The following is a 25,957-nucleotide window of genomic DNA, read 5'->3' as shown; positions in this document are numbered from 1 at the left end:
TCAGTTGCTTGCGATAAGCTGCTGGCCATTGGACGACATTTTAAGGCCCCGATGCCGACGATGCCCGCATTGATTCGCATCCCCAGTGTTCTGCTGCTGTCTCTGGCCTGTGCGCAGGCCCTGGCGGCGGTGCCCGCCAAGGCGCCTGCACGGCCTGCGGTGACTGAGGAACTGGCGCTGGAGCCGGTGCTGGCCGGCGAGTTCGCCCTGCAGGCCGGCAAGCTGGCCGAGGCCGCGCGCTGGTACCTGCAGGCGGCCCAGCAGACCGACGGCGACGCCGGCCTGGCCGAGCGGGCGACCCGTATCGCCATGCTGGCCAACGAAGATGGCGCCGCGGCCAAGGGCCTGGCCCTGTGGCAGCAGCGTGCGCCGCGCTCATTGGCGATGCGCAGCGCCGCCGGTGCGCTGGCGATGCGCCAGGGCGATGTGAAGGCTGCGCGCAGCGAGCTTCAGGCCTTGTTGCAGGACCCGGGGGATGAGGGCTGGAAGTTCGCCCTGGGCGCCTTGATTGGCGGTGGCCGCGATCCGGCCGTGCCGGCCCAGGTGCTGGGCGAGCTGGTCGATGCCAACGCCATTCCCCAGAAGATCGAGGCCTGGCAGGAGTTTGGACGCCTTGCACTGCGCATGGAGAAGCCCGAGCTGGCACGGCGCATGATCGATGAGGTGGTCAAGCGCTTCCCCGAGGAGCCACGCGTGGCGTTGCTGCGCGCCAGCCAGCTGCAGCAGGCCGGCCAGACCGACCAGGCGCTGTCGCTGCTGCATGGGGTGGAGCCGAAGACCCGTCAGGACCCGGAGCTGCGCAACGCGGTGGCCATCGCCTATGACAGCCTCGGCCAGCCGGCAGCGGCCGAGCGCGTGCTGGCGGTCGGTCCCCAGGATGTGCAGACGTGGGGCATGCGCGCTTCGCTGCTGGCCAAGCAGGGCGACAAGGCCGCGCTGTCCAATTTGTACAACGAACTGTCGCGGCAGGCGGCCAAGCCGGACCCGGCGCAGCGCCTGTTGCTGGGCAAGATCGCCGAGTACCTCAAGCGCTACCCGGAGGCGGTCAACTGGTATCACAGCGTTCCTGGCGGCGATGAGCTGAATGAAGCGCGCCTGCGCGCGGCCAATGCGCAGGGTCTGGCGGGCCGGCAGTCGCTGGCGCTGGATGAAGTGCATGCCATCCAGTCCGATGCCAGCGTGGATGACGATGTGCGGCGCGATGCGTATCTGCTGGAAGCCGAGCTGCGCCAGCGCGCCGACGACCTTCCCGGCGAGATCGACGCACTGGCCCGTGGCCTGGCCGCGTATCCGGACGAAAACGGCCTGTTGTATGCCCGTGCGCTGGCCTGGGAGCGCCGCGATGACATCGCCCGTGCCGAGGCCGACCTGCGCAAGATCCTGGTGACCGAGCCGGAGAACGTGCCGGCATTGAACGCACTGGGCTACACCCTGGCCGACCGGACCGGTCGCTACCAGGAAGCGCTCGAACTGATCGACCGCGCACGCGTGGCCGAACCGGACAACGCCGCCATCGTCGACAGTTATGGCTGGGTGCTGTATCGGCTGGGGCGCAACGCCGACGCGCTGGTACAGCTGCGCCGCGCCTGGACGCTGGCCAAGGACCCGGAAATCGCCGCCCACGTAGGCGAGGTGCTGTGGGTGCTGGGCAAGCACGATGAAGCCCGTCACTTCTTCGAGGAAGCGGCCAGGCTCGACCCTGAAAACCGCGCGCTGCTGCGCGCCCGCGAGAAATTCAATCCATGAGTGTTTCCACGATCCGGCCGTTGCTGCTGGTGGCCGTGACCCTGGCCCTGAGTGCCTGTACCACCGTTGGCCGGCAGAAAACGCCGGCGCCGGCCGTGGTCACCACCGTTTCCGCCGAAGCGACCGCCGCCGAGGCCGCACGCGTGGACGCGCTGCGATCGGCGTCGGAGTGGAATTTCCAGGGCCGGGTGGCGGTCAGCAAGGGCAAGGAGGGTGGCAGCGGCCGCATCGACTGGAAACAGGAAGGCCAACGCTATGTCGTCGAACTGAGCGCGCCGGTCACCCGCCAGAGCTGGAAGTTGAGCGGTGATAGCCATCATGAAGCCGGCCGTCTGGAAGGACTGGCCGGTGGTCCGCGAGACGGTGAAGACGCGCAGGCCCTGTTGCTGGAAGCCACCGGCTGGGATATTCCGGTCAATCAGCTGCCGGACTGGGTGCGCGGCCTGGTCGCCGGCGACAGCGCTGGGCCGGAAAAGATCGAGCGTGATGCCGATGGCCGTCCGCGGCGCATGCAGCAGATGGGGTGGGTGATCCAGTATCTGGACTGGTACCCGGCCGAAGCCGGGCGTCCGGCCCTGCCGCGCAGGGTCGAGGCGGTCAATGGTGACGCAAAGGTGCGCCTGCTGGTCGACCAGTGGGGGCAGGGCGCGCCATGAACGCGCGGGTGGATGACGCGGGTTGGTCCTGGTGGCCGGCCCCGGCCAAGCTGAACCTGTTCCTGCATATCACCGGCCGCCGTGCCGACGGCTACCACGAGCTGCAGACCGTGTTCCGCCTGCTCGACTGGGGCGACCGGATCGGCCTGCGCCTGCGTGAAGACGGCCAGGTGCGGCGGCAGGGCGATGGCCTGGCCGGTGTCGCGGAGGTGGATGATCTGGCGGTTCGTGCAGCGCGGCTGCTCAAAGAGGTGGCGAATGTCGAGAAAGGTGTCGATATCGTCGTCGAAAAGCACGTTCCTGCAGGCGGCGGTTTCGGCGGCGGTTCGTCCGATGCGGCCACCGTGCTGGTGGTGCTGAACCGGCTCTGGGGCGCGGGGCTGGACGAAAATACGCTGGCGGCGCTGGGCTTGCGCCTCGGCGCCGATGTACCGGTGTTCGTGCGTGGCCACAACGCCTGGGCCGAGGGGGTGGGCGAGCGGCTGCGGCCGATCACCCTGCCGCAGGCCTGGTATGTGGTGGTCGAACCGGGCGTTCATGTGCCGACCCCGCTGCTGTTCGCAGATCCGGATTTGACGCGCGACAGTCCACAGGCGAAAATAGAGGACTTCGCTTCCGGCACGCTGGTCGGGAACGTGTTCGAACCGGTGCTGCGCCGCCGTGAGCCTGCCGTCGAGGCGGTGCTTGCTGCGTTGAGCGACATCGGCACGGCACGACTGACCGGTTCGGGAAGTGGTTGTTTCGTCGAGTTCGATTCGCAGGCTGCCGCCGAGCAGGGACGAGCGAAGTTGTCGAAGGAGTTGCGGGCAAGGGTGGCTGCGGGCGTTGCACGTTCGCCACTGCTGGATGCACTCGAGCAACACTGATTCATCAATGCAGGGGCGTCGCCAAGAGGCCCAAGGCACCAGGTTTTGATCCTGGCATTCGGAGGTTCGAATCCTCCCGCCCCTGCCAATGCGGCTGCGTCCGCGCCTTCCAGCGCATCACCTGCGCGGGACGTGGGAACAGCCGCGGTGTTGTCAGCAGCAGGGGCCGACGTGGTCCTTGCCGCTACCGGATCCCCGCCACTCGTCCCCGCCCGAGACAATCATGATGCAAGAGTCCCCGAACCTGCTGGTCTTTTCCGGCAACGCCAACAAACGTCTGGCGCAGAACATCTGCAAGGAACTGGGAGTCCGCCCGGGCAAGGCGCTGGTCTCGCACTTCTCCGATGGTGAAGTGCAGGTGGAAATCGAAGAGAACGTCCGCAAGCAGGACGTGTTCGTGATCCAGCCGACCTCGGCGCCGAGCGCGGAAAACCTGATGGAACTGCTGGTGCTGATCGACGCGCTCAAGCGCGCATCGGTGGCCAGCGTGACCGCCGTGGTGCCGTACTTCGGCTACTCGCGCCAGGATCGCCGCATGCGTTCCTCGCGCGTGCCGATCACCGCCAAGCTGGCGGCGAAGATGTTCAGCACCGCCGGCGCTGATCGCGTGCTGACCGTCGACCTGCACGCCGACCAGATCCAGGGCTTCTTCGATATTCCGGTCGACAACGTGTATGCCTCTCCGCTGCTGCTGGCCGACATCTGGCGCGCCTACGGCACCGAGAACCTGATCGTGGTGTCGCCGGACGTGGGCGGCGTGGTCCGCGCCCGTGCAGTGGCCAAGCGCCTGGATGACGCCGACCTGGCGATCATCGACAAGCGCCGTCCGCGCGCCAACGTCTCCACCGTGATGAACATCATCGGTGACGTCGAAGGCAAGACCTGCGTGATGGTCGATGACATCGTCGACACCGCCGGCACCCTGTGCGCCGCTGCTGCTGCCCTGAAGGCGCGCGGTGCGCTGAAGGTCGCCGCCTACTGCACCCACGCGGTGCTGTCGGGCCCGGCGGTGGACAACATCACCAATTCCCAGCTCGATGAGCTGGTGGTGACCGACACCATCCCGCTGAAGGACGCCGCGCGGGTGTGCAGCAAGATCCGCCAGCTGAGCGTGGCGGAAATGCTGGCCGAAACGATGCGCCGCATCGCCTTCGGCGAGTCGGTCAGCTCGCTGTACGTGGATTGATTTTTCGTCCCCGCCGGCAACGGCAGGGACACACCGGGCGCTTCTGGTCGCGGAAGTGCCTTCAACCGCCAAGCCGCAAGGCAAGGCAACAACCGAGTAGTCGAAAATGTCGAAGACCCATGAAATCAAGGTCACCAAGCGTGAACTGCAGCGTAAGGGTGCGAGCCGCCGCCTGCGTACCGCTGGTGTGATCCCGGCGATCGTGTACGGCGGCAACGCCGAACCGGTCGCCATCAGCCTGGACCACAACGAAATCTGGCTGGCCCAGCAGAACGAGTGGTTCTATGCCTCGATCCTGGACCTGAACCTGGACGGCCAGGTGCAGAAGGTGCTGCTGCGTGACATGCAGCGCCATCCGTACAAGCAGCTGATCATGCACCTGGACTTCCTGCGCGTGAACGAGAACGAGAAGCTGACCGCTTCGGTTCCGCTGCACTTCATCAACGAAGACACCTCGCCGGCTGGCAAGGCTGCCGACGTCGTGGTCGCCCACGAACTGAAGGAAGTGGCCATCAGCTGCCTGCCGAAGGACCTGCCGGAGTCGATCGAAGTCGACCTGGGCGAGCTGAAGGCTGGCGACGTTGTGTACCTGTCGGACATCAAGCTGCCGAAGGGCGTGGAAATTCCGGCGCTGGCGCTGGGCAAGGACCACGACGACGCCATCGTCACTGCCAAGCACGGCAAGCAGGATGCTGCCGACGCTGAAGAAGCAGCGGCCGAGTAATACCCCGCGGCGCCTGTCCTTCGGGGCAGGCGCCGTATCTGGATGGAACGATGGCAGGATTGCGACTGATCGTCGGTCTGGGCAACCCCGGATCGGAGCACGCCCGGACCCGGCACAATGCCGGGTTTCATTTCGTTGAGGCCCTGGCTGAAAAAGCCGGTGCACGATGGAACGTGGACAGCAAGTTGTTTGGCGAGACCGCCAAGGTCGACATTGCCGGACAGACCGTGTGGCTGCTCAAGCCGGCCACCTTCATGAACCTCAGCGGCAAGTCGGTCACCGCCGCACAGCGGTTCTGGAAGATCGAGCCGGAGGACACCCTGCTGGCCCACGACGAACTGGACCTGGCGCCCGGCGTGGCGCGGTTGAAGTTCGACGGTGGCCACGGTGGCCAGAACGGCCTGCGTGACACCATCCGGTTGCTCGGCCATGGCAGGTTCCATCGCCTGCGCGTGGGCATCGGCCATCCCGGCCACAAGGACCGCGTGGTGGGCTGGGTGCTGGGACGCCCCTCCAAGGACGATGAAGTACTGATCTCCCGCGCCATCGACGATGCGATCGACGTGCTGCCGTTGGCGGTGCAGGGCGATTTCAGCGAAGCGATGAAGCGGCTGCACACCCCGCGCTGATCATGACCGACCCGCGTACTCCCTGCACCGTGTGTGGCGCCATGATCCTGCTGGCGACGGCGGCCCGGAACGATGGGCTCTGCATGCCGTGCGGGAATGGCACGCGGCAAAGCATGGAAATGGCGCGGGAACGAGATCGGGAAATTCGTGAAGAGCGCAAGCGCTTCGAGGAGTCTGCAGAGGGGCGGTATTGGCATTGGTTGATCGAGCAGGTCCACGGTGGCGGGTGTGGATTTGCGGGATTGTCGGTACACGATCAGCGTTACTTTGCGATCAACGCGCTCATCAGTGATGTCTATCGGGGAGGGCTTGACGCCTATTTCCACAATTCTGCTGGCGGCTACATCGCTGAAGCCCTTGCAGGGCTTGAGGAGATAGAGCGGCTTGACGTGCGCGACATCGTGCTGGCGGCCCAGAGGCTGCTGTTTGGCAATGAGGCCATGGAAGATCATCATGCGCAGAGACGCCTGCAGATCTATCGTGCTGACGGGTATCTCGGCGATGAATTCGAAACAGCACTTGATGCGCTGGATGGGCGATTCTATGCACTAGTTGATGACGGCCAGCTCGAAGAACTGCTGAAAGCGTACGCAGAACGTCACAGGTTGTACGCCGCGTTCTAACGCGGGCTACTGGAAGGACGATTGGGGATTGAGGGCATGCCCACAGGCGAGCCTTGAATCCCGAATCATCCACTTACACTCAAACCCGGATTCAACACATGGGTATCAAATGCGGCATCGTCGGCCTGCCCAACGTCGGCAAGTCGACCCTGTTCAACGCGCTGACCAAGGCGGGCATCGCCGCGGCGAACTTCCCGTTCTGTACCATCGAGCCCAACGTCGGCATCGTGCCGGTGCCGGATCCGCGCCTGAACGAGCTGGCGGCGATCATCAACCCGCAGAAGGTCATCCCGACCGCGGTGGAGTTCGTCGACATCGCCGGCCTGGTGGCCGGTGCGGCCAGCGGCGAAGGCCTGGGCAACAAGTTCCTGGCCCACATCCGCGAAGTGGATGCGATCACCCATGTGGTGCGCTGCTTCGAGAACGCTGACGTCATCCACGTCAACAACAAGGTCGACCCGATCTCGGACATCGACACCATCGATACCGAACTGGCCCTGGCAGACCTGGACAGCGTCGAGAAGGCACTGAACCGCGCCGAGCGTGCGGCCAAGGGCGGCGACAAGGACGCAGCGGCACGCAAGCCGGTGCTGGCCAAGCTGCAGGCCGCGCTGGCCGATGGCAAGGCCGGCCGTTCGGCGGGCCTGGACGAGGAAGAGAAGGCGCTGGTGCGCGATCTGTTCCTGCTGACCCTGAAGCCGGTGATGTACATCGCCAACGTGCTGGAAGACGGTTTCGAGAACAACCCGCACCTGGACGCCGTGCGCGCCCGTGCCGCCGAAGAAGGCGCGCAGGTGGTGCCGGTGTCGGCGGCGATCGAAGAAGAGCTGTCGCAGCTGGATGACGAAGACCGCGATACCTTCCTGGCCGACCTTGGCCTGACCGAGCCTGGCCTGAACCGTGTGATCAACGCGGCCTACAGCCTGCTCGGCCTGCAGACCTACTTCACTGCCGGTGTAAAGGAAGTCCGCGCGTGGACCGTGCGCAAGGGCGCCACCGCGCCGCAGGCTGCCGCGGTCATCCATACCGACTTCGAGAAGGGCTTCATCCGCGCCGAAACCATCGCGTATGACGACTTCATCAAGTACAAGGGCGAAGCAGGCGCCAAGGAAGCCGGTCGCCTGCGCCTGGAAGGCAAGGAATACCGCGTGCAGGAAGGTGACATCCTGCATTTCCGCTTCAACGTCTGATCGACGACGCAGCGCAGTGATTGTCCACGGGACCCCGCAATGCGGGGTCTTGTTGTATCGGGCGCCTGTCAGAAGGGGTGCACGAGCAGGACCGCTGCGCGCTTCTGCTGCGGAAGCGCCAGCGCAGTGCTGCCGGTGGCCTTGGACAGAAATTCACCACGCCTTGAAACGCTTGCCGTGCAGGGCTCGCAGCTACTTGTCCACACCAAACCCCCACGGCTTTCCACGTGGCGTGTGGAAAACCGCTGAGGCTGCTGGACAAAAAACAGCCACACCCTGAAACGCTTGCGGCATAACGTTCAAGCCGGGTTGTCCACATCAAGTCCGCAGCGCTTTCCACCTGCTGTGTGGAAAACATGCACCTGCGGGCGCGGTGGATTGATTGGATAAAAAATGACCAGAGCTGAAAACGCTTGTCGTGCGTGGCTCATGGCCACTTGTCCACATCCAACCCCCATCGATTTCCACGCGTGGTGTGGAAAACAACAAGGGGTCCGACGACGCATCGCCGGACCCCTCGCTGGGATCACCCGTCGCAGCGCTTACCAGCGGTAAGAGACGCCCAGCTGGCCGCTGGTATCGCGGAAGCCCATGCCGCCGGTCTGGTGGCTGATCTCACCCCAGCCGCGCCAGCCGCCCGACAGATTCACCTGCACGCCGGCCTTGGCTTCGTAGATGTCACGCGGCAACTGCCGGCGCAGGCGTTCTCCGTCCACGGCGATGGTCGCGTCGTTGCCACCGGACCACCAGTTCACCGCGACGAACGGCTGTACCTGCCCCTGGCGCTGCGTCAGCGAACGCGTGTACAGGCGCAGTCCCACACGCGTGGTGGTGCTGTCCTTGTCGCGTCCTTCAACCACCGTGCCGTTGGCCTCGACCACGCGGTCGGCGTCGTAGCGGCTGTGGATCACCTGCAGCTGTGGCTCCAGGTAGACACCGCGCTGGGCCGTGCGCTGCACGGGCAGCACGTAGCCTGCCTCGGCCGAACCAGTCCAGCTGTGCGAACGATAGTGCTCCTTCTGCAGCCCTTCGCCCTGCACGCTGTTTCGGAAACGCCCGTACTGCAGCCAGCCGTCCACATACGCACCGTGCTCCATCCGCGCGTCCTGCAACCAGGTCGCATACAGGCCCAGGCTGGTGCCGTTGACCACACCGTGCGCGGTGTAACCGGTCACCTGCGAGCGACTGTCATTGCGTGCCCGGCCATGGCCGGCCATCACACCTGCCTGCAGCTGGCCGCCGGCATTGGCTTCGAAGCGACGACCGATGCCCAGCAGCATGCTGTTGAGCTCGCTGTCCACATTCACCTGGTGGCCGCGGCTGCCGGGCGCGCTGCTGCGCACCTGTGCCCAAGCAATGGCGTCGCTGCCACCACCGGTCGCCTCGGCAGGATCACCGCTGCGGTCGTACAGGCTGTGCCGGAACATGCCCAGCGCACTGCTCTGGTTGGCCATGTATACCGCAGGCTCCGGACGCTCCACGCGCGGCGGTGCCGGCGGCAGTGGCGGATCGACCGGCGGAACTACCGGCGGATCGATCGGCGGAGCAGGCGGATCGATCGGCGGAGTCGGCGGATCAATCGGCGGATCGGGCGGTTCCGGCGGGTCGACCGGCGGGACGTATTGCGAGCGCAGGTACCAGTTGCCGTCATCCGGGGTGGAGACGCCGCCCTTGTACAGGAAGTAGTCGTAAGCGCCGGCCACCGCGCGTCCCTGCAGCGAGAACTGCGCATCGGACTGGCCGCCCACGCTGATCAGGCGGATGCCTTCGCTGGTCAGGGCACCGGCGCCCCCTGCGTTGCGCACGCTGACGGAGGCGGTGCCACTGCTGTTGCCCTGGATCACCAGCTGGTCACCCAGCGAGGCATCGTCGCCCAGCGCGCGATTGAACAGCCAGTGGCCATCGTTGCCGACATAGTCGCCGGTGACGGTCAGGGTCTTGAAGTCGCCGGTGGTGGGGGCGACGAAGGCGATGGTGCCGGCATGGTCCAGCGAACCGACGCTGGAACTGGAACGCACGTTCCATTGGCTGCTGCCATCCATCGCCAGCTGCGCGACCTGGTAGCCCGAATCGTTGCGCAGCGCGCCGTTGAACACGGTGCCGTTGCGCAGCGTCATCTGCACGTTGGCGGTGGCACTGTCGACCGCCACATCGCCGGTCAGGCGGCTGTTGTCGGCAGTGAACAGAATATCTGAGGTGGCGACTGAACTTCCATCGGTGAACACCGTATCGCTCACCCGCAGCAGGCGGCCACCGTCGAGGTTGTCTTGCTGGCGCGCGACGACATCGGTGTTGTTGAGCGTGAGCTCGTGGTTGCTGCCCTGCAGCCACAACGCGGGGCCGTCCTGGGTCTGCAGGGTGCTGTTGTTGAACACCAAGCGGTCCCAATACGGCCCGAACACGGTGATGTAGGAGCGATAGACACCCGAATTCGTGCCCTGCGCATGGATGCTCAGGTTGTCGGCGGTGAGCTTGGCCGTGTTCATCTGCACGATGCCGAACGAGGATGCACCCAGTGTGGTGATCGAGCCTCCGTCCAGCTGCGCATCGGCCGTGCTGCCGCCAAGGAAGACGCCGCCACCGCCGGTGCCGTAGGTGGTGATGTCCAGGTTCTTGGCGCGGATGCGCGAGTAGGGCGTCGGCGGATTGCTGCCCGAGGCACGCAGGCCGTAGACCCCATCGCCGTGGGTATCGATGCTGCCGCCGGTGATCGTGGCGGTACCACCCCAGACGTCCAGGCCATGGCCGTAGCCGTTGTCGCCATAGGTGCTGAGCCTGGTATCGGTGAGGTCGGCCAGCGAGTCCGCGCCGGACAGCCAGATGCCGGAATAGCCGTCGCGCACGGTGAAGTGGGCACCGTTGGTGGTCAGCTTGGCCCAGCTGTTGACGTTGACGCCGTAGCCGCCGACGGTTTCGAAACGGCCGCCGGTGATATCGGCGGTGGAGTACACGCGGTTGCCACTGTTGCCGAGCAGGCGGATGCTGCTGCCGCTGCTGCTGGCACTGCCGCCCACGATCTGCAGCGTGCCACCGTTGTCGATGTCGAAGTAGCCGTTGACCACGTCCACGTCGCGCAGCGACAGCACGCTGCCGCTGCCGCCGGAGGACAGACGGCCGCTGTAGCCGCTGCTGGCTTCGGCGAAGGTCATCTTCAGCGAATCCAGCGACAGCAGCGCGCCACCCTCGGCGTACACCGCGCTGTTGGCACCGTTGTTGATCTCCGTACCGGTCACGTGCAGTTCGCTGCCACGCCCAGTGGAGTACAGCGCGTGCCCACCGCTGCTGACACGGCCACCGTTCAACCACACCTTGCCGCCGCCGGTGGCGTTGACCGTGCCGTAGCCGGAGCCGTTGCGGAAGGCATCGATGATGAGATTGTTGGCGCGGATCACGCTGCCCGCACCGCTGGCGTTCAGCGCATAGCCGACGCTGGCGCTGCCGTTGCCGAGCTGCAGCAGGCCGCCTTCAAGCAGGACGCTGCCCCCGGAGCTGGCAAGGATGCCACTGCCTCCGCCGGTGATCGAGATGCGGCTGCCATCGATCGTAGCGCTGCTGCCGACACCATTGGCCTCCAGCGCGTAGCCGCCTGCACTGTGCTGCAGGGTGTCGTCGGCGCCCAGCTGCAGGCTGCCACCATCGGTAACCTTCAACGGCCCCTGCAGTTCGGCCGCATGCACGGGCAGGGCGGCCCACAAGGCGCTGGCCAGCAGGCTGGGAATCAGGGGAAGGCGCGCTACGCGCGCGCAGGCGGGCGCACGGCGGCGCCGTGGGGGAGAGGCGTTCATGCTGTTGGATTCCTGTGGCAGGGCGCAGCGCGGCTGCGCGATCTGGCGCGGCAGGGCCGCGTCGCTGTGGAAACCGCGTGCGATGGCCGCTGCAGGCGCCATCCGGTTTCCCTCCCGCCGGTAACGCGATGACGATGGGACGTCGTCACCGTGGCGGGATGCATCCAGACTAGAAATCAGCCCTGTCCTATGGAATCAGGCGTTTCCTAAAGCACTTCGTGCCCGGCGCATGGGCCGGGCACGGTTCAGCGTTGTGGACGCCTCAGGCGAACAACGAGGCCTGCAGGCAGTACTCGATCAGCGCCTGGTCGCTGTCCACGCCCAGTTTGCGCATCGCGCTGATCTTCTGGGTGCTGACCGTCTTCGCGCTGCGCTGCAGTTGGCGGGCGATGTCGCCCACGCTCATGCCGCCGGTGAACAGGCGGATCACTTCCAGTTCCCGTGGGGAAAGGCGTGCCAGCACCACCGCGGCATCGGCCGGTTCCGCCGCGGCAACCGGCATCAGTCCGGGCGGGCGATAGATGCGGTCGGCCAGCACCGTGCGCAGCGCCTGCACCAGGCTGCCCAGGCCGTGGCTCTTGAGCACCACGCCGCCCGCGCCAGCGGCATACATGGCTGCCACCAGCGAAGGATTGGAGACCATCGTCAATACCAGTACATGCGTGTCCGGGAAGCTGCGGCGCAGGAACGAGATCAGCTTGATGCCATCGCCGAAGCTGTCACCACCGGGCATGCTGTAATCGGTGATCACCGCATGGGGCTGGGTGCTCGTCATCAACTCGATCAGGGTCGCCGGATCGGCGGCCTCGCCGACCACGTCCAGGTCCAGTTCGCCGGCCAGGACATCGCGGATGCCGGCAAGCACGATCGGGTGGTCGTCAGCGATGAGGATGCGGGTGGTCATGGCAGTGTCGGGTTGCGGGAAGGTGAGGGGGCGGCGACGTGCGTCAATGGTTCCAGCAGCCGCTGCAGGCGCCGTTGGAAATGGTCGAGCGCCCCGGTCAGCGCAGGCAGGGTGTCGCCGTCGCCGATCTGTTGTTCGATCTGCTGGCCGTGCGCCACCAGTGCCGGTGCGCCGACGATCACCAGTGCGCCGCGGATGCGGTGCAGCACCTGTGCCACGCGTTCGGGCGAGGCATCGCCGATCGCCCGCTGCAGGCTGTCCAGGTCGGCCTGCATGGTCTGCACGAACAACGCCTGCATCTTTTCCGGAACCTGCAGCGGAGCATCGGCATCGTCGTCGCTGGGTTCGCTGTGCGGCCCGGCCGTGACCTGGGTCAGCAGGCGCTGCAGTGCTGCCAGGGTGATCGGCTTGACCAGCACCCCCTGCATCCCTGCCTCGTGGCAGCGTTGCCGTTCGGCCGGGTCGGCGTTGGCGGTTGCGCCATGGATCGGTACGCCAACCCCACGCGCGCGCAATGCACGGGCCAGACCGTAACCGTCCAGTCCCGGCATGTTGAGGTCGGTCAACACCAGGGCAAAAGGACGCTGCGGCCAATAGCGCAGGGCCTCATTGCCGTCGCTGGCGACCACGGCGTGGCAGCCGAGCTGCTCCAGCTGGTCACGCAGGATCGCCTGGTTGATCGGGTTGTCTTCGGCGACCAGCACCTGCAGCCCGCCGAACCTGCGTGTCGCGGGCAGACGCCCGTTGACCTCGGCGGGCAGTGCTCGCCCGGCTGCAGCCGCCAGCGCCATCACGATCGCATCCAGGCGATGCACGCCGACCTGCCAATGTCCCTGCACCTGTTGCGGCTGCATTCCGCCTTCGCGGCAGGCCACCACCTGCGGTCCACTCCACGCAGGCGCACCCTCGTCCAGCACAAGGTCGAGCATCACCGTGCCAGGGTCGACAAGCGCCGGCGCATCGTCGCGGTGCACGCTGGCCTGTGCGCCACGCTGCTGCAGCCGATCGCATATCGATTGTGCAAACTCGCGAACGCTGCCGCGAACCTGCACCGGCAGCCCTGCCGGCAACTGCGGTGAAGCCGCCTGCAGCGGATCGGGTATTGCCTCAGGCAGCGGCAGTTCGACCGAGAAACTGCTGCCCAGGCCGCTTTCGCTGACCACCCGCAGGTGGCCGTCCATCATCGCGGTCAGGTGTGCACAGATCGCCAGGCCCAGTCCGGTGCCACGCATGGCATCGGTGCCCGGGTTGGCCTGGAAGAAGGGTTCGAACAGATGTGCCTGGTGCTCGCTGGCGATGCCGATGCCGGTATCGGCCACCTGCCAGCGCAGCCAGCAGCGATCATCGATGTGCTGTGCACCCAGGCGCACCACGACCCGACCGCTGTCGGTGAACTTCAGCGCATTGCTGATCAGGTTGTTGAGGATCTGGCGGATGCGCGCGGCATCACCATTGACCGCAGCCGGTACGTCCGGGTCGATGCAGGCGTAGAACTGCAGGCCCTTGTGTGCGGCGGCAGCGGCGTAGGAGTCCAGTGCGTCCTCGGTCAACCGCACCGGATCGAACGCGCCGGGTTCCAGGCTCAGCTGGTCGGCCTCGGCCTTGCTGACATCCAGGATGTCGCTGATCAGCTGCATCAATGTCGATGACGAGCGCTGGATCGTGTCCAGGTAGTCCTGCTGGCGCGCATCCAGCGGGGTCAGGCCAAGCAGTTCCAGCGTGCCGAGCACGCCGTACAGCGGGGTGCGTATTTCATGGCTCATGGTGGCCAGGAACTGGCTCTTGGCGCGGTTGGCTTGGTCGGCCGCGCGCCGTGCCTGCTGCAGCACCTGCTCGGCCTCGTGCTGGCTGCTGAGATCGATGAACAGGCACAGCACAGCCGGTTCGCCGCGATAGCGCGCGGGCGTGGCGGTGATCAGCAGGTGGCGGTTGTCCGGCGTGGTGTAGGCCAGGCCGTCGCCCGTGGCAGTGCCGCCGGCGGCGAGCACACTGCGTCGCCAGGGCCCGTGCCAGCCACCCTCGTCGTGGTCTTCCCCCAACCACTGACGCGCCAGCGCGTTGTCCAGCAGCACGCGGCCATCGGTGCGACGCAGCAGGCACAATCCGATCGGTGCGTTGTCGAGGATGGTGCGGCTGAAGGCTTCGCTTTCCAGCAACCGCGCATGGTTGCGGCGCAGTGGTTCGATCACCGAACGCCGGTAGGCACGCAGGATCAGCACGCCACCGGTGGCCAGCAGCAGTGCCACCACCATGCTGCCCAGCAGGGGCCCGCGCGGGTGCTGGAATACCTGTTGCCATCCCACGTGATACACCGCCAGCCAGCCGTGTTCGCTGCGCATGCGGAACAGCAGGCCGTCCAATCCCGCGCGCCAGGACGTAGCGGCGAGGCTGGCATCGCTGGCATCACCGAGCAGCAGGCGGCCGTTGCCATCGAACAGTGACATCCGTTCGAACACCGGCGTACCCATCACCTGGCGGTAGTCATCGACGCGGCCGGGATCCAGCAGGCAGGCCACGGCGGCCAGTGACTCGTCCTCGTTCTCGCCCCACAGGCGGGCATCCTGCGGCGCGTGCGCGATGGCAAGCAGCCGGGTCTGGCCTTCGCGCCAGGCCACCGGTGTCCAGACCACGCTGCCGCGGCGCAGCGCTGGACGTTCGCGCAGGACCTGGTGGATGGCGGCCAGTGCCGGATGCAGGTGATGCGGGCTGCTCTGGCCCGGATCACCACGCGTTGTCTGGATCGGCGCAAGCAGGCCACGGCGGCCCTGGCCATCGACCAGCAGGCATTGCGGAGGCGGAAACCGGGAGGCCGCCCAGAAAGCGCCGTAGAAGCGCAGGAAGCGGTCGCCCAGTTCGTCCGCTGCCTGTGCCGAAGCGCCACTGTCGGCACCGATCCGGGCGAAACTGGCGAACAAGGGGCTGGGCGGCGCACGCGAGGCAGATTCGTCCACTGGCTGCCCGCGACTGCCTACGTCATGCAGGCGCCATTGCCGCAGGAAGCGGTCCTGTTCCTGCAGCGTGCCGTCCAGGCGACGGAAGTGATAGCGGATCTTGCTCTGTTCTTCGTTGAACAGCTGGCTGCCGGTGGACAGCAGCAGGCCGGCCTGCAGGGTTGCCAGCACCACCACGCCAATCAGCAGGGCATGTACGCGCAGGGAGCGGCGGGCGAGTCGGCGTACGGGAGCGGCCTCGGCCGGCATGGGCAGGTCTCGGAGCAGTAGGCGGTCGATGGCGGCCCGAAGGGCCCGGGGCACGGCTGGTACCGCCGCGCAGAGAGGATCGTCAATGACTCTTGATGGGATTGTGAAGCCTTTCAGCCTCGACTGTCAGCGCGATGCTGCACGGCTGCCGCGCGCGCCCTCATCCGGAGCATCTTCGTCCAGCAGTCGGGTGAAGTCGTCCGAGGGCAGCGCCTGCGAAATCAGGAAGCCCTGCACCTGGTTGCAGCCGAGCTGGCGCAGCGCGGCCAGATCGGCATCGCTCTCCACGCCCTCGGCAACGATGGTCAGGCCGAGCTGGTTGGCCAGCGCGATCACGGTGGTCAAGGTCAGGTGCAGGGCGGGATCGCGCGCGCAGCCGCTGACCAGCGCCCGATCAATCTTGACCTCGGTGAAGGGGGTGTTGACCAGGTTGTGCACCGAGCTCAGGCCTTGGCCGAAGTCGTCCTGGGCCAGGCCGAACCCCTTCATCCGCAACCGGCACGCGCCTGCATAGAAGTCGCTGACGTGGCGGGTGGTGCTGTTCTCCATCAGTTCGAAGCACAGGTCAGCCGGGTTGCCGCCGGCGGCCAGGGTCAATGCCAGCAGCTCATCGGGAAGATCGGACTGCTCCAGCAGATGCGGCGGCAGGTTGATCGATACCGGCACGCGGAATCCCTGGGAGCGCCAGCGCGCCTGCGCCTGGATGCTGGCGGTGAGCATCGCGCGCAGCAGTTCGCCCTCCAGGCCATGGCGGCACAGTGCCGGCAGGAAGCTTCCAGGCGCCAGTGTTCCGAGCTGCGGATGGCGCCAGCGCACCAGTGCTTCGGCGGCAACCACGCGCCCGGACTGCAACGACTTCTTCGGCTGGAACCAGGCGGTCAGGCTGCCGTCGGCCAGCGCCTGCCGCAGCTGCACCGCGTCCGGCTCGGGTGTCAGCGCGGCCGGGCTGGTGCGCACGGCTGGCCGGGTCTGCGCCAGTGCATCGAGCAGCGCATCGACATCGCTGGCGGCGACCGGCTTGGCCAACAGGCCGACCACGTCCAGGCCCAGTGATTCAGCCATCAACCGTGCCGAACTCATCATCCGCCGCGAGGCTGCGCTGACCACGGCAAGCCGCGGCGGACGCGGCTGCGCGGCCAGTGCCTGGATGAACTGGATGCCATCCTGGCCGGGCATCAACAGATCGCTCACCACCAGGTCATAGGCCTGGCAGGCACACAGGGCGATAGCCGCATCGACGTCTTCGCAGGCGTCGACCTGCACGCCGGCACGCGCGCTGAACAGATTGACGAGATAGCCGCGTTGGAACGGCTGGTCTTCCAGGATCAGGACACGGCGGGTCATGCAGGATCTCCTTGGCGAACGGCGGAAAGCGCCTGACGCAGGCGTGCGATGTCGATGGGTTTGCTCAGATAGCCCTGCATGCCACTGGCCAGGCAGCGCTCGCGCTCCTCGGCGGTAGCGTTGGCGGTGGCGCCGATCACCGGCAGCAGAACGCCCTCCGCCCGCAGCCGGCGCGCCAGGGTGTGGCCGTCCATGCGCGGCATGTTGATGTCGGTGACCACAAGGTCGAAGTCATGGGCCTGGCACAGCTGCAACGCCTCGACACCATCCTGCGCAAGCTCCACCTCGCAGCCCAGGGCCTGCAGCTGTTCGGCCAGGATCACCCGGTTGATGGGATTGTCTTCCACGGCCAGCACCCGCAGTCCCAGCGGGCCTGGCTGCACATCGCGCGCTGCGGTCGGCAGCGTTGCGCATTGGCGCTGCTGGCGTGCCACCGCCAAGGCGATCGAGGACATGCCATGCAGGGTGACCAGCAGCGCGCCATCGGCGGCAGGTGCCGGTTGGTCGCCACCATCGATCGAGGCCAGCACCCGCGGTCCCTGCCAGGCCAACGGCTGTTCCGCCTCGCCATCCATCAGGATCGCGCCGGCGTGGTCGAGCAGGGCAGGATCGCCCTGCAGCGGCTGCGCATTGGCACCCCAGCGGCGCAGCCAGCCACAGGCACTATCGACCAGCTCGCGATCGCGGCCGCGCACGTAGACCGGCGGTTCGGCCAGCAACGCGGGGCCATCCTCGGTCGCCGCCAGCACCGGCAAGGGCAGGCGCACGGTGAAACTGCTGCCCAGTCCCGGCTCGCTGACCACGCGCAGTTCGCCACTCATCAAGCGCACCAGGCGGTCGCTGATCGACAGGCCCAGCCCGGTGCCCTGCGCACTGGCAGCGCCACGGACCTGACGGAAGGGCTCGAACAGGCGTGCCTGTTCCTCGGTGGCGATGCCCACGCCGGTATCGGTGACCTGCCAGGCCAGCACGCTCGACTCGCCTTCGCGCTGCACCAGTCGTACGCGCAGCACCACCCGGCCATGCTCAGTGAACTTGATGGCATTGCTGAGCAGGTTGCCGAGCACCTGGCGGATCCGGTCGGCATCACCGAGCACCCGTGTCGGCAACCGGGGATCGGTGCAGACCAGTACCTGCAGGCCTTTGCGCGTCGCCGCAGCGGCGAAGCTGCGCAGCACGCTCTCGGTCAGCTCGCGCGGCGAGAACGATGCCGGCTCCAGGCTCAGCTGGCCCGACTCGATCTTGGACACATCCAGCACGTCGCTGATCAGTTGCAACAGCACCGACGAGGAACTCTCGATGGTGCGCAGGTACTGCGACTGGCGCGCATCCAAGGGCGTGCGGCCGAGCAGCTCCAGCGTGCCAAGCACCCCGTACAGCGGCGTGCGGATCTCATGGCTCATGGTCGCCAGGAACGCGCTCTTGGCCTGGTTGGCGGCGTCGGCTGCCTGCCGCGCCGAGGACAGCGCCGCCTGCGCCTGGCGATGGCGTGAGATGTCATGGAACACGCACAGCAGCACGTCGTCATCCTGGTAACGGCAGGCCGCATGCAGCACCTGCAGCTGGCGACCGTCGCGTGCGGTGAACTCCAGCCCGCGACCGCGTTCGCCGGCATGCCCGCGCCACGGTGCCTGCCAATCGCTGTCCGTGCCTTCCTCGCCCAGCCAGTCGCGCAGCAGCTGGTTGGACAGCAGCAGCTGGCGGTCGCTGCGGCGCAGGACACAGATGCCGACCGGCGCCAGGTCGATCACCGTGGAACTGAAATCCAGGCTTTCCAGCAGGCGCCGGTGCTGCAGCAGGGCCGGCTGGATCAACTGGCGGTCGACGCGATGCCGCAGCAGGCGCAGCGCGATGCCCGCCAGCAGCAGCAACGCACTGCTGATCAGCAGCGAGGTCGCCATGTCGCCGAGCAGCAGGCGTGGAGGCAGGTGATAGACCAGCCGCCAGCCGTCATTGCCTACGCCCTTCACCAAGGCCACGCCGCGTGGCAGGCCTGTGCTCCAGAGCACGCCGAAACTGTCGTCCTGGCGCTGCTGCAGTGCTTTCCAGCCTGCGCTGTCCAGGCGCGGAGCCAGGCTCGACAGGGCGGGCTGCCCGTCGCGGTCCAGCAGGGCGTAGCCGCCGATGCCCTGGCCATCGATCATGTCCGAGGCGGCCGCACTGTCCAGCAGCAGCATCAACCACTGGCCCGGTTGCGGTCCGGCCTGTACCGGTTGTGCCAGAGCGACCCCGGCGTCGCCTGCGCGCAGCCAGTACACCGGGTCGGTACCGGCAAGCGTGCCGCTGCGCTGCCGCAGTACGTGCAGCGTGGGCAGGCCGGCGATGTCCACGTCGGCCTGGCCGCCGGCCAGCCAATGCGTTCCCTGCGCGTCGACCAGCAGCAGATGGGTCTGCAGGGTCTGCAGCGTGTGTTCTGCGCGCGGCGACAGCAGCAGGCGCTGGCCCGGCTTTCCACCCGGCCCGTCCAACGGCAGCTGGCGTACGCCCTCGCTGGACGGCGCCGACGGATCACCCACCACCACCGAATCGCCCAGATAGCGCAGCAGGGCCTCACGCTGGTCGAAGTAGATCTGCGCCCTGTACGCGGCGGCATTCATGTCGCGGCGGTGGCTGGAGATATCTTCGGTCAACGCGGTCAGCAGGTAGAAGCCGGTGGCGGCAGCCAGGCACAGGAACACGCACACCGTCAGCCAGCGCAGCAGCACCGAAGCGGTGGTCGGCGGTGCGACCAGGGGCAGGGAAGGGCGAGGGAATCGGAACATGCACCGATCCTAGGGAGGACGGTCACCCGCCCGGAATCAGCCATGTCCTAAAAAGCGGCGCGCACGCCGTGGGGGCCGCCGCCGGCGGGGAACCGTTCAGGCTGGGGCAGCGGCAGGCGGTCAAAAAAAGACCCCCGCCGAAGCGGGGGTCTGTGGCGAGCCACCAGCAGGGCGTCCTTACAGCGCGCTGCCGCCGAACTTGTGGGTGTACTGCAGGTTGATGGTTCGGCCGACGCTGTCGAACCAGGACACGTCGTAGTACGGGTACGCCGTATAGGTCTTGTCCTTCGGCGGCATCTTGTTGAACACATTGACCACCGACAGCGACAACCGCGAGTGATCGTCGAAGCGGTACTGCAGCGAAGCGTTGTAGCGGTAGGTCGCCTTGATCCACGGGCTGTCGCCGCTTTCCTCGTCGAACACCTGGTCGTAGCTGTCCGAGGTCGGCAGCTTGCCCAGGCGCGAGCCGTACACGGTGGCCGACCAGGCGTCCTTTTCCCAGGTCACGCTGACGCTGGTCTTGGTGCGGGGAATATCGAAGCCGCTGTTGATCGCGAACTGGTCTTCGGTCACATCACCGGCATAGCGCTGGAAATCATGCTTCTTCACCCAGGTGTGGGTGCCATTGAAGATGAAGTCGCCGATGCCGGTCTGCAGGCGGTAGCGCAGGCCGACGTCGATGCCGGAGGTGGACTCGCGCGCCACGTTGATCGGATTGACGTGCACACCGTACAGACGGCCGTCTGCGGTGCGGGTGATGCGGGCCAGGGCATCCACGCAGGTCGGCGAGCCGATGTCGGCGCTGCCCAGCCGGCAGTTCGCTTCGCTGGCCAGGATCGTACGCACGTCCATGTCCTGCACCTGGTCGCGCATGTCGATGTTGAACCAGTCGGCCGACAGGTCCAGGCCGGTGGCCGGCGACCACACGAAGCCCGCGCTCCAGGAGGTGCTGGTTTCCGGTTCCAGCTCGCGGTTGCCACTGCGGCTGCGGATCACGTTGCGCTCGTAATCGGCGCAATCATCGGCGGCGTCGGCGCGGCAGTTGTACAGATCTTCCGCGCTGGTCTCGTCGTTGCCCGGGCCGGCGAACACATAGTGCAGGTCCGGCGCACGGAACGCGGTGCCGTACGAGCCGCGCACCAGCAGCGTGTCGATCGGGCGCCATTCCAGGCCGCCGCTCCAGGTCGCCTTGCCGATGGTGTGGCCCGAATAGCGATACTGGTCGTAACGGCCGGCCACGCTCAGGTTGACCGTCTCATGCAGCGGCATGCGCAGCTCGGCGGCAGTCGCCCAGCGGTTGCGCGAGCCCTTGCCGTCCGAATCCTTCCAGCTGTAGTAGTAATAGCCGGTCGCCAGCGGGTCCGGGTTGAGCGCGTAGGCCTGCTGGCCCACTTCCACCGTCGCGGCAAAGCCGGCATCGCCGCCGGGCAGGGTGAACAGCGACCCATTGGTCAGGGTCAACGCAGCCGTCTCGGTGCGCGACTTCGGCGTATAGGTGGTGCGTGCGGCGATCGAATCGTACTCGGCACGGGTCAGCGGCCGGTACAGGCGCGACGGATCGGCGTTGTAGATCGGGAAGCCGTCCTCGTCCTCGCCCAGCTGCGGGCCCAGGAACAGGTCGTTGGCCTTGGACGCGATGATCTGCGCCCAGCTGATCCGCGACTGGTACTGCGAATGGCTCAGTGCTGCTTCGTAGTCCCAGTTGCCGGTCAGGTTGCCCTTGAAGCCGGTGGTCACGCTGAAGGTCTTCTGCGTGCTGCGCACCATCGCATTGTCCAGCCCGCCCATTTCCTCGGGCGAGAACTGGCGCTGCCAGAACTCGATCTCGCCGGTGGCTTCATTGTTGAAGTAGCCCGACTCATCGCCGTCGGCGGCCATGCGGCCCCACTTGGTGACATCGCGCATCAGCGACATCGTGTGGTAGCCCAGCTGCACGTCGGCGAACCACTGCTGGCCGTTGTCGAAGTCGTAGCTGAGCGAGGCATAGCCGTTGGCGCCGCGGCGCTTGCTGAGGATGGTGCCGTAGCCGATCGCGCTGTCGCTGCCGCAGTAGTAGCCGTAGCGCGGACGGAACGCGCGGTAGGTGCTGCCCTGGTTCTGCCCGGCCAACGCCTCGCAGGTCGCCGCGCCCGGGTCCAGGTAGTCATCGTTGTAATCGGTGCGCAGGTAGGAACGACGGGCGATGCGCGCGCCTTCGGTCGGGCCGTCCTGCGTCGAGTCCTGGATGTCGCGGTCGTAGGCCCACAGCGGCGTCTGCGACTGCAGTTCGACGCTGTACACCGCGTTGAAGTTGCCGCTGCTGAAGCCGCTGGACAGGCTCATGTCGAACGACTCACCACCGCCTTCGGTGGTGGTGCCCATGCGCATGTCGATGGTGGTGCCATCGGCCTTCTTCTTCAGGATGAAATTGACCACGCCGGCGATTGCATCCGAGCCGTAGATCGCCGACGCGCTGCCGGTCAGCACTTCAATGCGGTCGATCATGCCCAGCGGAATGTTGGACACATCGGTGAAGTTGCTGCGGCCCTTGAACGGCATCGGGAAGTCGGCGATGCGACGGCCGTTGACCAGCACCAGGGTGTGGTTCGGCCCCAACCCGCGCAGGTCGACCTGCTGCGCGCCCGGCGAGAAATCGGCCCCTCCGGAGGACTGCTGGCTCTGCGTCTCACCGCCGTTCTGGGTCATCGCGCGCAGCACGTCCGGCACGGTGGTGAAGCCGCTGGAGCGGATCTGCTCTGCGTTGATGACAGTGATCGGCGCCGGTCCTTCCACCTGGGCGCGCGGGATGCGTGAGCCGGTCACCTGCACGGCATCCAGCTGTTGTACCGAAGAGGAAGCGGGAGTCTGTGCCGCCGCCGAAGCAGCAACGCCCATCAACGCCAGCTGGATCGACCACGCCATCGCCTGTCTACGCATGAGAAATTCTCGGAAGTAATGCCGGCCCACAGAGGAGGGGCCCTGTCCCCCATTCACATTTCAGGAATGGGCGCGCGCATTTAACGCCTTTTTCATGTCCTTGACTACTGGGGATATGTCTGGCAAAGAGTGAAAACGGTTGCAGGTCGTTTTTGTTCAGGGAGATCAAAATGCGACGCCTTCGCTACGGGCTGCGTGGCCCGCTCATCGCCTTGCTGCTGTCGGCGCTCTTCTGGTCATCGCCAGCGGCGGCACAGGAACTGATGGACCCGGGCTTCGCCTACTACGAAGTGGGCGATCTGGATGCACCGCGGCCTGGCCCGCGAGCCCCCGCGATGATGCTGATGGGCGGTGGCGAATGGGTGCCTGAAGCCTTCCAGTGGTGGCTGCGCCAGGCCGGCAATGGCCGTGTGCTGATCCTGCGCGCCTCCGGCACCGATGAGCTGCAGGACCGTCTGTACCGGGAGATTGGCGGCACCACCGCCGTGCAGACCCTGGTGTTCGACAACCGCCGCGGCGCCGATGACCCGGCCGTGCTGCGGGTCGTGGCCGCGGCCGATGCGATCTTCATCGCCGGCGGCGATCAGTCCCGCTACATCCGCTTCTGGAAAGGCACCGCGCTCAATCGCGCGCTGAATGCCCACGTGCGCGCCGGCAAGCCGATTGCCGGCACCAGCGCCGGGCTGGCCATCCTCGGCGGCTACGCCTATGGCGCGCTGGACGGCGGCAGCATCGATTCGGCCAGCGCCATGGCCGACCCGATGGGCGAGGCGGTGACCCTGGACCGCGGCTTCCTGCAGTTGCCCTACCTGCAGCGGGTGGTCACCGACACCCACTTCGACAAGCGCGACCGTCTCGGCCGCCTGATCGTGTTCGTGGCCCGCGCCGCGCATGACAGCGGTGACCCGGACATGGTCGGCATCGGCGTCGACGAAGACACGGCCCTGTGCGTGGAGCCTGACGGCCAGGCCCAGGTCTACAGTGCCGATGGCGAAGGCAAGGTCTGGGTGGTCAGCCCCGGACGCGACGCCGACCGGCTGGTGGTAGGCGAGCCCCTGCGCTTCCATGCGGTGCCGGTCACCGTGGTCGCCAGCGGCAGTCGCATGCGCCTGGACGACCTGCAGGCCGACGCGGCCTACCAGGCTTTGGCTGAAATCAGCGATGGCGAGATTGAAGTCGTCCGCCAATGATCCGGTAGCGCCGGGCCATGCCCGGCGGATGCCGTCGCGCTGTGCCTTCCACCGGGCATGGCCCGACGCTACCGTGCAATCCAATCCTTGTCCTGCTGGAGATCTGCTTCCATGAAACTGCGCCTGGCGCTGTCCGCGCTGTTGTCCCTGCCACTGCTGGCCCAGGCCGCACCCACCGCATCACCGCTGCTGGTCATCCACGGCGGTGCCGGGGTGGAGCGCAAGGATCTCTCCGCGGCAGAAGAACAGGCCGCGCGCGCTGCGCTGAAGGCGGCATTGCTGAAGGGCCATGCCGAACTTGCAGCCGGGCGTCCGGCACTGGCGGCGGTGACCGCGGCCATCACCGTGCTCGAGGATGATCCGACCTTCAACGCGGGCAAGGGCGCGGTGTTCACCCACGAAGGCCGCAATGAACTGGACGCGGCGGTGATGGACGGTGCCACCCAGGCGGCCGGAGCAGTGGCCGGCGTGCAGCGCGTGCGCAATCCGATCCTCCTCGCGCAGGCGGTGATGCAGAAGTCCAGGCACGTGATGATGGTGGGGCAGGGCGCCGAAGCCTTCGCAACCGAGCAGGGCGTGACCCTGGTCGACCCCTCCTACTTCCGCACCGACAAGCGCTGGCAGCAGCTGCAGCGTGCATTGAAGGAAGAAGCGAGCGGGCAGGCGCATGCCGACCTGGAAACCGCAAAGCACTTCGGCACGGTCGGTGCGGTCGCCCTGGATGCACAGGGGCATCTTGCTGCAGGCACCTCCACTGGCGGCATGACCAACAAGCGCTATGGACGTGTCGGCGATTCGCCGATCATCGGTGCCGGCACCTGGGCCGATGCGCGCTGTGCGGTGTCGGGTACCGGTTGGGGCGAGTACTACATCCGTACCGCGGCAGCCCATGAGATCTGCGCGCGCATGCGCTACCTCGGTCAGTCGCCGGAACAGGCGGGCAAGGGCGTGATCAACGACGCGATTCCGCAGATGGGCGGCGACGGCGGGGCGATCGTGCTCTCTGCAGATGGAAAAGCGGCAGCGCCGTTCAACACCCAGGGCATGTATCGGGGCTGGATCGGGGCCGATGGCGTTGCCCATGTGGCCATCTTTGCCGACGAGCCAATCGCGCTGCCTTGAGCAGACCCTTGCGTATCAAGGGGTTTGCGACGCGCGTGAAAAAAAGTGAAAAAAAGCGTTGACAGACCCCTGCTTCATCTCCAGAATTGCGGGCTCACCACCACACACCGCAACGCTTCGGCGGCACGGAATGGGGTGGTAAGGAGGGATACCCAAGCGGCCAACGGGGGCAGACTGTAAATCTGCTGGCTTACGCCTTCGGTGGTTCGAATCCACCTCCCTCCACCAGCTTCACGTTGTGGCACATTCCCGGTGCGGGAGTAGTTCAATGGTAGAACCTCAGCCTTCCAAGCTGATGGTGCGGGTTCGATTCCCGTCTCCCGCTCCATTGAATGAACTTTGAATATTATCGAGTTCATGCCATAATGCAAAACTCGCTCACATAGCTCAGTCGGTAGAGCACTTCCTTGGTAAGGAAGAGGTCGAAGGTTCGATTCCTTTTGTGAGCACCATCTTCAGCACCACACCAGACGAATTCGAGATAAGCAGCCATGGCCAAGGGTAAGTTCGAGCGCACCAAGCCGCACGTCAATGTCGGCACCATCGGTCACGTCGACCACGGCAAGACCACGCTGACCGCCGCACTGACCAAGATCGGTGCCGAGCGCTTTGGTGGCGAGTTCAAGGATTACTCCGCGATCGACGCTGCGCCGGAAGAAAAGGCACGTGGCATCACGATCTCGACCGCGCACGTCGAATACGAATCCACCGTTCGTCACTACGCCCACGTCGATTGCCCGGGCCATGCTGACTACGTCAAGAACATGATCACCGGTGCTGCCCAGATGGACGGCGCGATCCTGGTGTGCTCGGCCGCTGACGGCCCGATGCCGCAGACCCGCGAGCACATCCTGCTGTCGCGTCAGGTCGGCGTGCCGTACATCGTCGTGTTCCTGAACAAGGCCGACATGGTTGACGATGCCGAGCTGCTGGAACTGGTCGAAATGGAAGTCCGCGAGCTGCTGAGCAAGTACGACTTCCCGGGCGACGACACCCCGATCATCTCGGGTTCGGCCCGCCTGGCGCTGGAAGGCGACCAGAGCGACATCGGCGTGCCGGCCGTCATCAAGCTGGTCGAGGCGCTGGACACCTGGATCCCGACCCCGGAGCGTGA

General features: G+C 66.4%; 17 protein-coding genes and 4 tRNA genes. 15 read left to right on the top strand and 6 right to left on the bottom strand.

The annotated features are described in order from the left end of the window. The first annotated feature begins 60 nt into the window (after positions 1–60). The 9 genes from ABIA73_RS16220 (at position 61) to ychF (ending at position 7,620) form a co-directional block, all read left to right on the top strand. Positions 61–1,746 (top strand): tetratricopeptide repeat protein, encoded by a 1,686-nt coding sequence (locus ABIA73_RS16220; protein ID WP_170919620.1) that lies wholly within the window; start codon positions 61–63, stop codon positions 1,744–1,746. After that, the gene (lolB, locus tag ABIA73_RS16215) at positions 1,743–2,402 is read left to right on the top strand and encodes a lipoprotein insertase outer membrane protein LolB (RefSeq protein ID WP_059066089.1); all 660 of its coding nucleotides are present in this window, start codon (positions 1,743–1,745) and stop codon (positions 2,400–2,402) included. Before ABIA73_RS16220 ends, lolB begins: the two co-directional genes overlap by 4 nt. Further along, positions 2,399–3,268 (top strand): 4-(cytidine 5'-diphospho)-2-C-methyl-D-erythritol kinase, encoded by an 870-nt coding sequence (ispE, locus tag ABIA73_RS16210; RefSeq protein ID WP_140228199.1) that lies wholly within the window; start codon positions 2,399–2,401, stop codon positions 3,266–3,268. Before lolB ends, ispE begins: the two co-directional genes overlap by 4 nt. An 11-nt stretch (positions 3,269–3,279) precedes the next feature. Then, a tRNA-Gln gene (locus ABIA73_RS16205) sits at positions 3,280–3,356 on the top strand. Positions 3,357–3,494: 138 nt separating this feature from the next. Continuing rightward, the gene (locus ABIA73_RS16200) at positions 3,495–4,454 is read left to right on the top strand and encodes a ribose-phosphate diphosphokinase (RefSeq protein ID WP_025879147.1); all 960 of its coding nucleotides are present in this window, start codon (positions 3,495–3,497) and stop codon (positions 4,452–4,454) included. A 106-nt stretch (positions 4,455–4,560) separates the two neighbouring features. Further along, positions 4,561–5,178 (top strand): 50S ribosomal protein L25/general stress protein Ctc, encoded by a 618-nt coding sequence (locus tag ABIA73_RS16195; protein WP_025879148.1) that lies wholly within the window; start codon positions 4,561–4,563, stop codon positions 5,176–5,178. 50 nt (positions 5,179–5,228) lie between these two features. After that, entirely contained in the window at positions 5,229–5,807 is a 579-nt protein-coding gene (pth, locus tag ABIA73_RS16190; RefSeq protein ID WP_099782936.1) for an aminoacyl-tRNA hydrolase, read from the top strand. Positions 5,808–5,848: 41 nt separating this feature from the next. Further along, positions 5,849–6,430 (top strand): DMP19 family protein, encoded by a 582-nt coding sequence (locus ABIA73_RS16185; RefSeq protein ID WP_354276021.1) that lies wholly within the window; start codon positions 5,849–5,851, stop codon positions 6,428–6,430. 98 nt (positions 6,431–6,528) lie between these two features. Further along, positions 6,529–7,620 carry a redox-regulated ATPase YchF gene (gene ychF, locus ABIA73_RS16180; RefSeq protein WP_025879150.1) on the top strand — a complete coding sequence of 364 codons (1,092 nt, stop codon included), beginning with the start codon at positions 6,529–6,531 and terminating at the stop codon, positions 7,618–7,620. A 542-nt stretch (positions 7,621–8,162) separates the two neighbouring features. Here the strand turns inward: ychF and ABIA73_RS16175 are convergent. The 6 genes from ABIA73_RS16175 to ABIA73_RS16150 form a co-directional block, all read right to left on the bottom strand. After that, positions 8,163–11,405: an autotransporter family protein gene (locus ABIA73_RS16175; RefSeq protein WP_354276020.1), complete on the bottom strand. Its 3,243-nt coding sequence runs from the start codon at positions 11,403–11,405 to the stop codon at positions 8,163–8,165. A 262-nt stretch (positions 11,406–11,667) separates the two neighbouring features. Then, entirely contained in the window at positions 11,668–12,309 is a 642-nt protein-coding gene (locus tag ABIA73_RS16170; RefSeq protein WP_025879152.1) for a response regulator, read from the bottom strand. After that, positions 12,306–15,509, bottom strand: a complete 3,204-nt coding sequence (locus tag ABIA73_RS16165; RefSeq protein WP_354276019.1) for a hybrid sensor histidine kinase/response regulator — start codon at positions 15,507–15,509, stop codon at positions 12,306–12,308. Before ABIA73_RS16165 ends, ABIA73_RS16170 begins: the two co-directional genes overlap by 4 nt. A 126-nt stretch (positions 15,510–15,635) precedes the next feature. Continuing rightward, positions 15,636–16,853: an EAL domain-containing response regulator gene (locus tag ABIA73_RS16160; protein ID WP_025879154.1), complete on the bottom strand. Its 1,218-nt coding sequence runs from the start codon at positions 16,851–16,853 to the stop codon at positions 15,636–15,638. Next, entirely contained in the window at positions 16,850–19,615 is a 2,766-nt protein-coding gene (locus tag ABIA73_RS16155; protein ID WP_025879155.1) for a response regulator, read from the bottom strand. The genes ABIA73_RS16160 and ABIA73_RS16155 overlap by 4 nt, the downstream gene beginning before the upstream one ends. Positions 19,616–19,792: 177 nt before the next feature. Continuing rightward, positions 19,793–22,531 (bottom strand): TonB-dependent receptor plug domain-containing protein, encoded by a 2,739-nt coding sequence (locus ABIA73_RS16150; protein WP_309910609.1) that lies wholly within the window; start codon positions 22,529–22,531, stop codon positions 19,793–19,795. Positions 22,532–22,701: 170 nt separating this feature from the next. Here ABIA73_RS16150 and ABIA73_RS16145 point away from each other — a divergent pair, with 170 nt between their 5' ends. The 6 genes from ABIA73_RS16145 to ABIA73_RS16120 form a co-directional block, all read left to right on the top strand. After that, positions 22,702–23,721, top strand: a complete 1,020-nt coding sequence (locus ABIA73_RS16145) for a cyanophycinase (protein WP_059066093.1) — start codon at positions 22,702–22,704, stop codon at positions 23,719–23,721. A 111-nt stretch (positions 23,722–23,832) separates the two neighbouring features. Continuing rightward, positions 23,833–24,843 carry an isoaspartyl peptidase/L-asparaginase family protein gene (locus tag ABIA73_RS16140; RefSeq protein ID WP_309910613.1) on the top strand — a complete coding sequence of 337 codons (1,011 nt, stop codon included), beginning with the start codon at positions 23,833–23,835 and terminating at the stop codon, positions 24,841–24,843. Positions 24,844–24,985: 142 nt separating this feature from the next. Then, positions 24,986–25,071: transfer RNA gene (locus tag ABIA73_RS16135), tRNA-Tyr, on the top strand. A 26-nt stretch (positions 25,072–25,097) separates the two neighbouring features. Continuing rightward, positions 25,098–25,171: transfer RNA gene (locus tag ABIA73_RS16130), tRNA-Gly, on the top strand. A gap of 48 nt (positions 25,172–25,219) precedes the next feature. After that, positions 25,220–25,295 (top strand) — tRNA-Thr (locus ABIA73_RS16125). A gap of 39 nt (positions 25,296–25,334) precedes the next feature. Continuing rightward, positions 25,335–25,957, top strand: a 623-nt coding sequence (locus ABIA73_RS16120) for a GTP-binding protein (RefSeq protein ID WP_354276018.1), incomplete at its 3' end; no start/stop codon positions are given.

Origin of the sequence: Stenotrophomonas sp. 2694 (assembly GCF_040548715.1) — a bacterium.
GTDB classification, from domain to species: Bacteria; Pseudomonadota; Gammaproteobacteria; order Xanthomonadales; family Xanthomonadaceae; genus Stenotrophomonas; species Stenotrophomonas indicatrix.
Note: the sequence above shows the minus strand (reverse complement) of the source record. Positions and strands in the feature narration are given on the sequence as shown.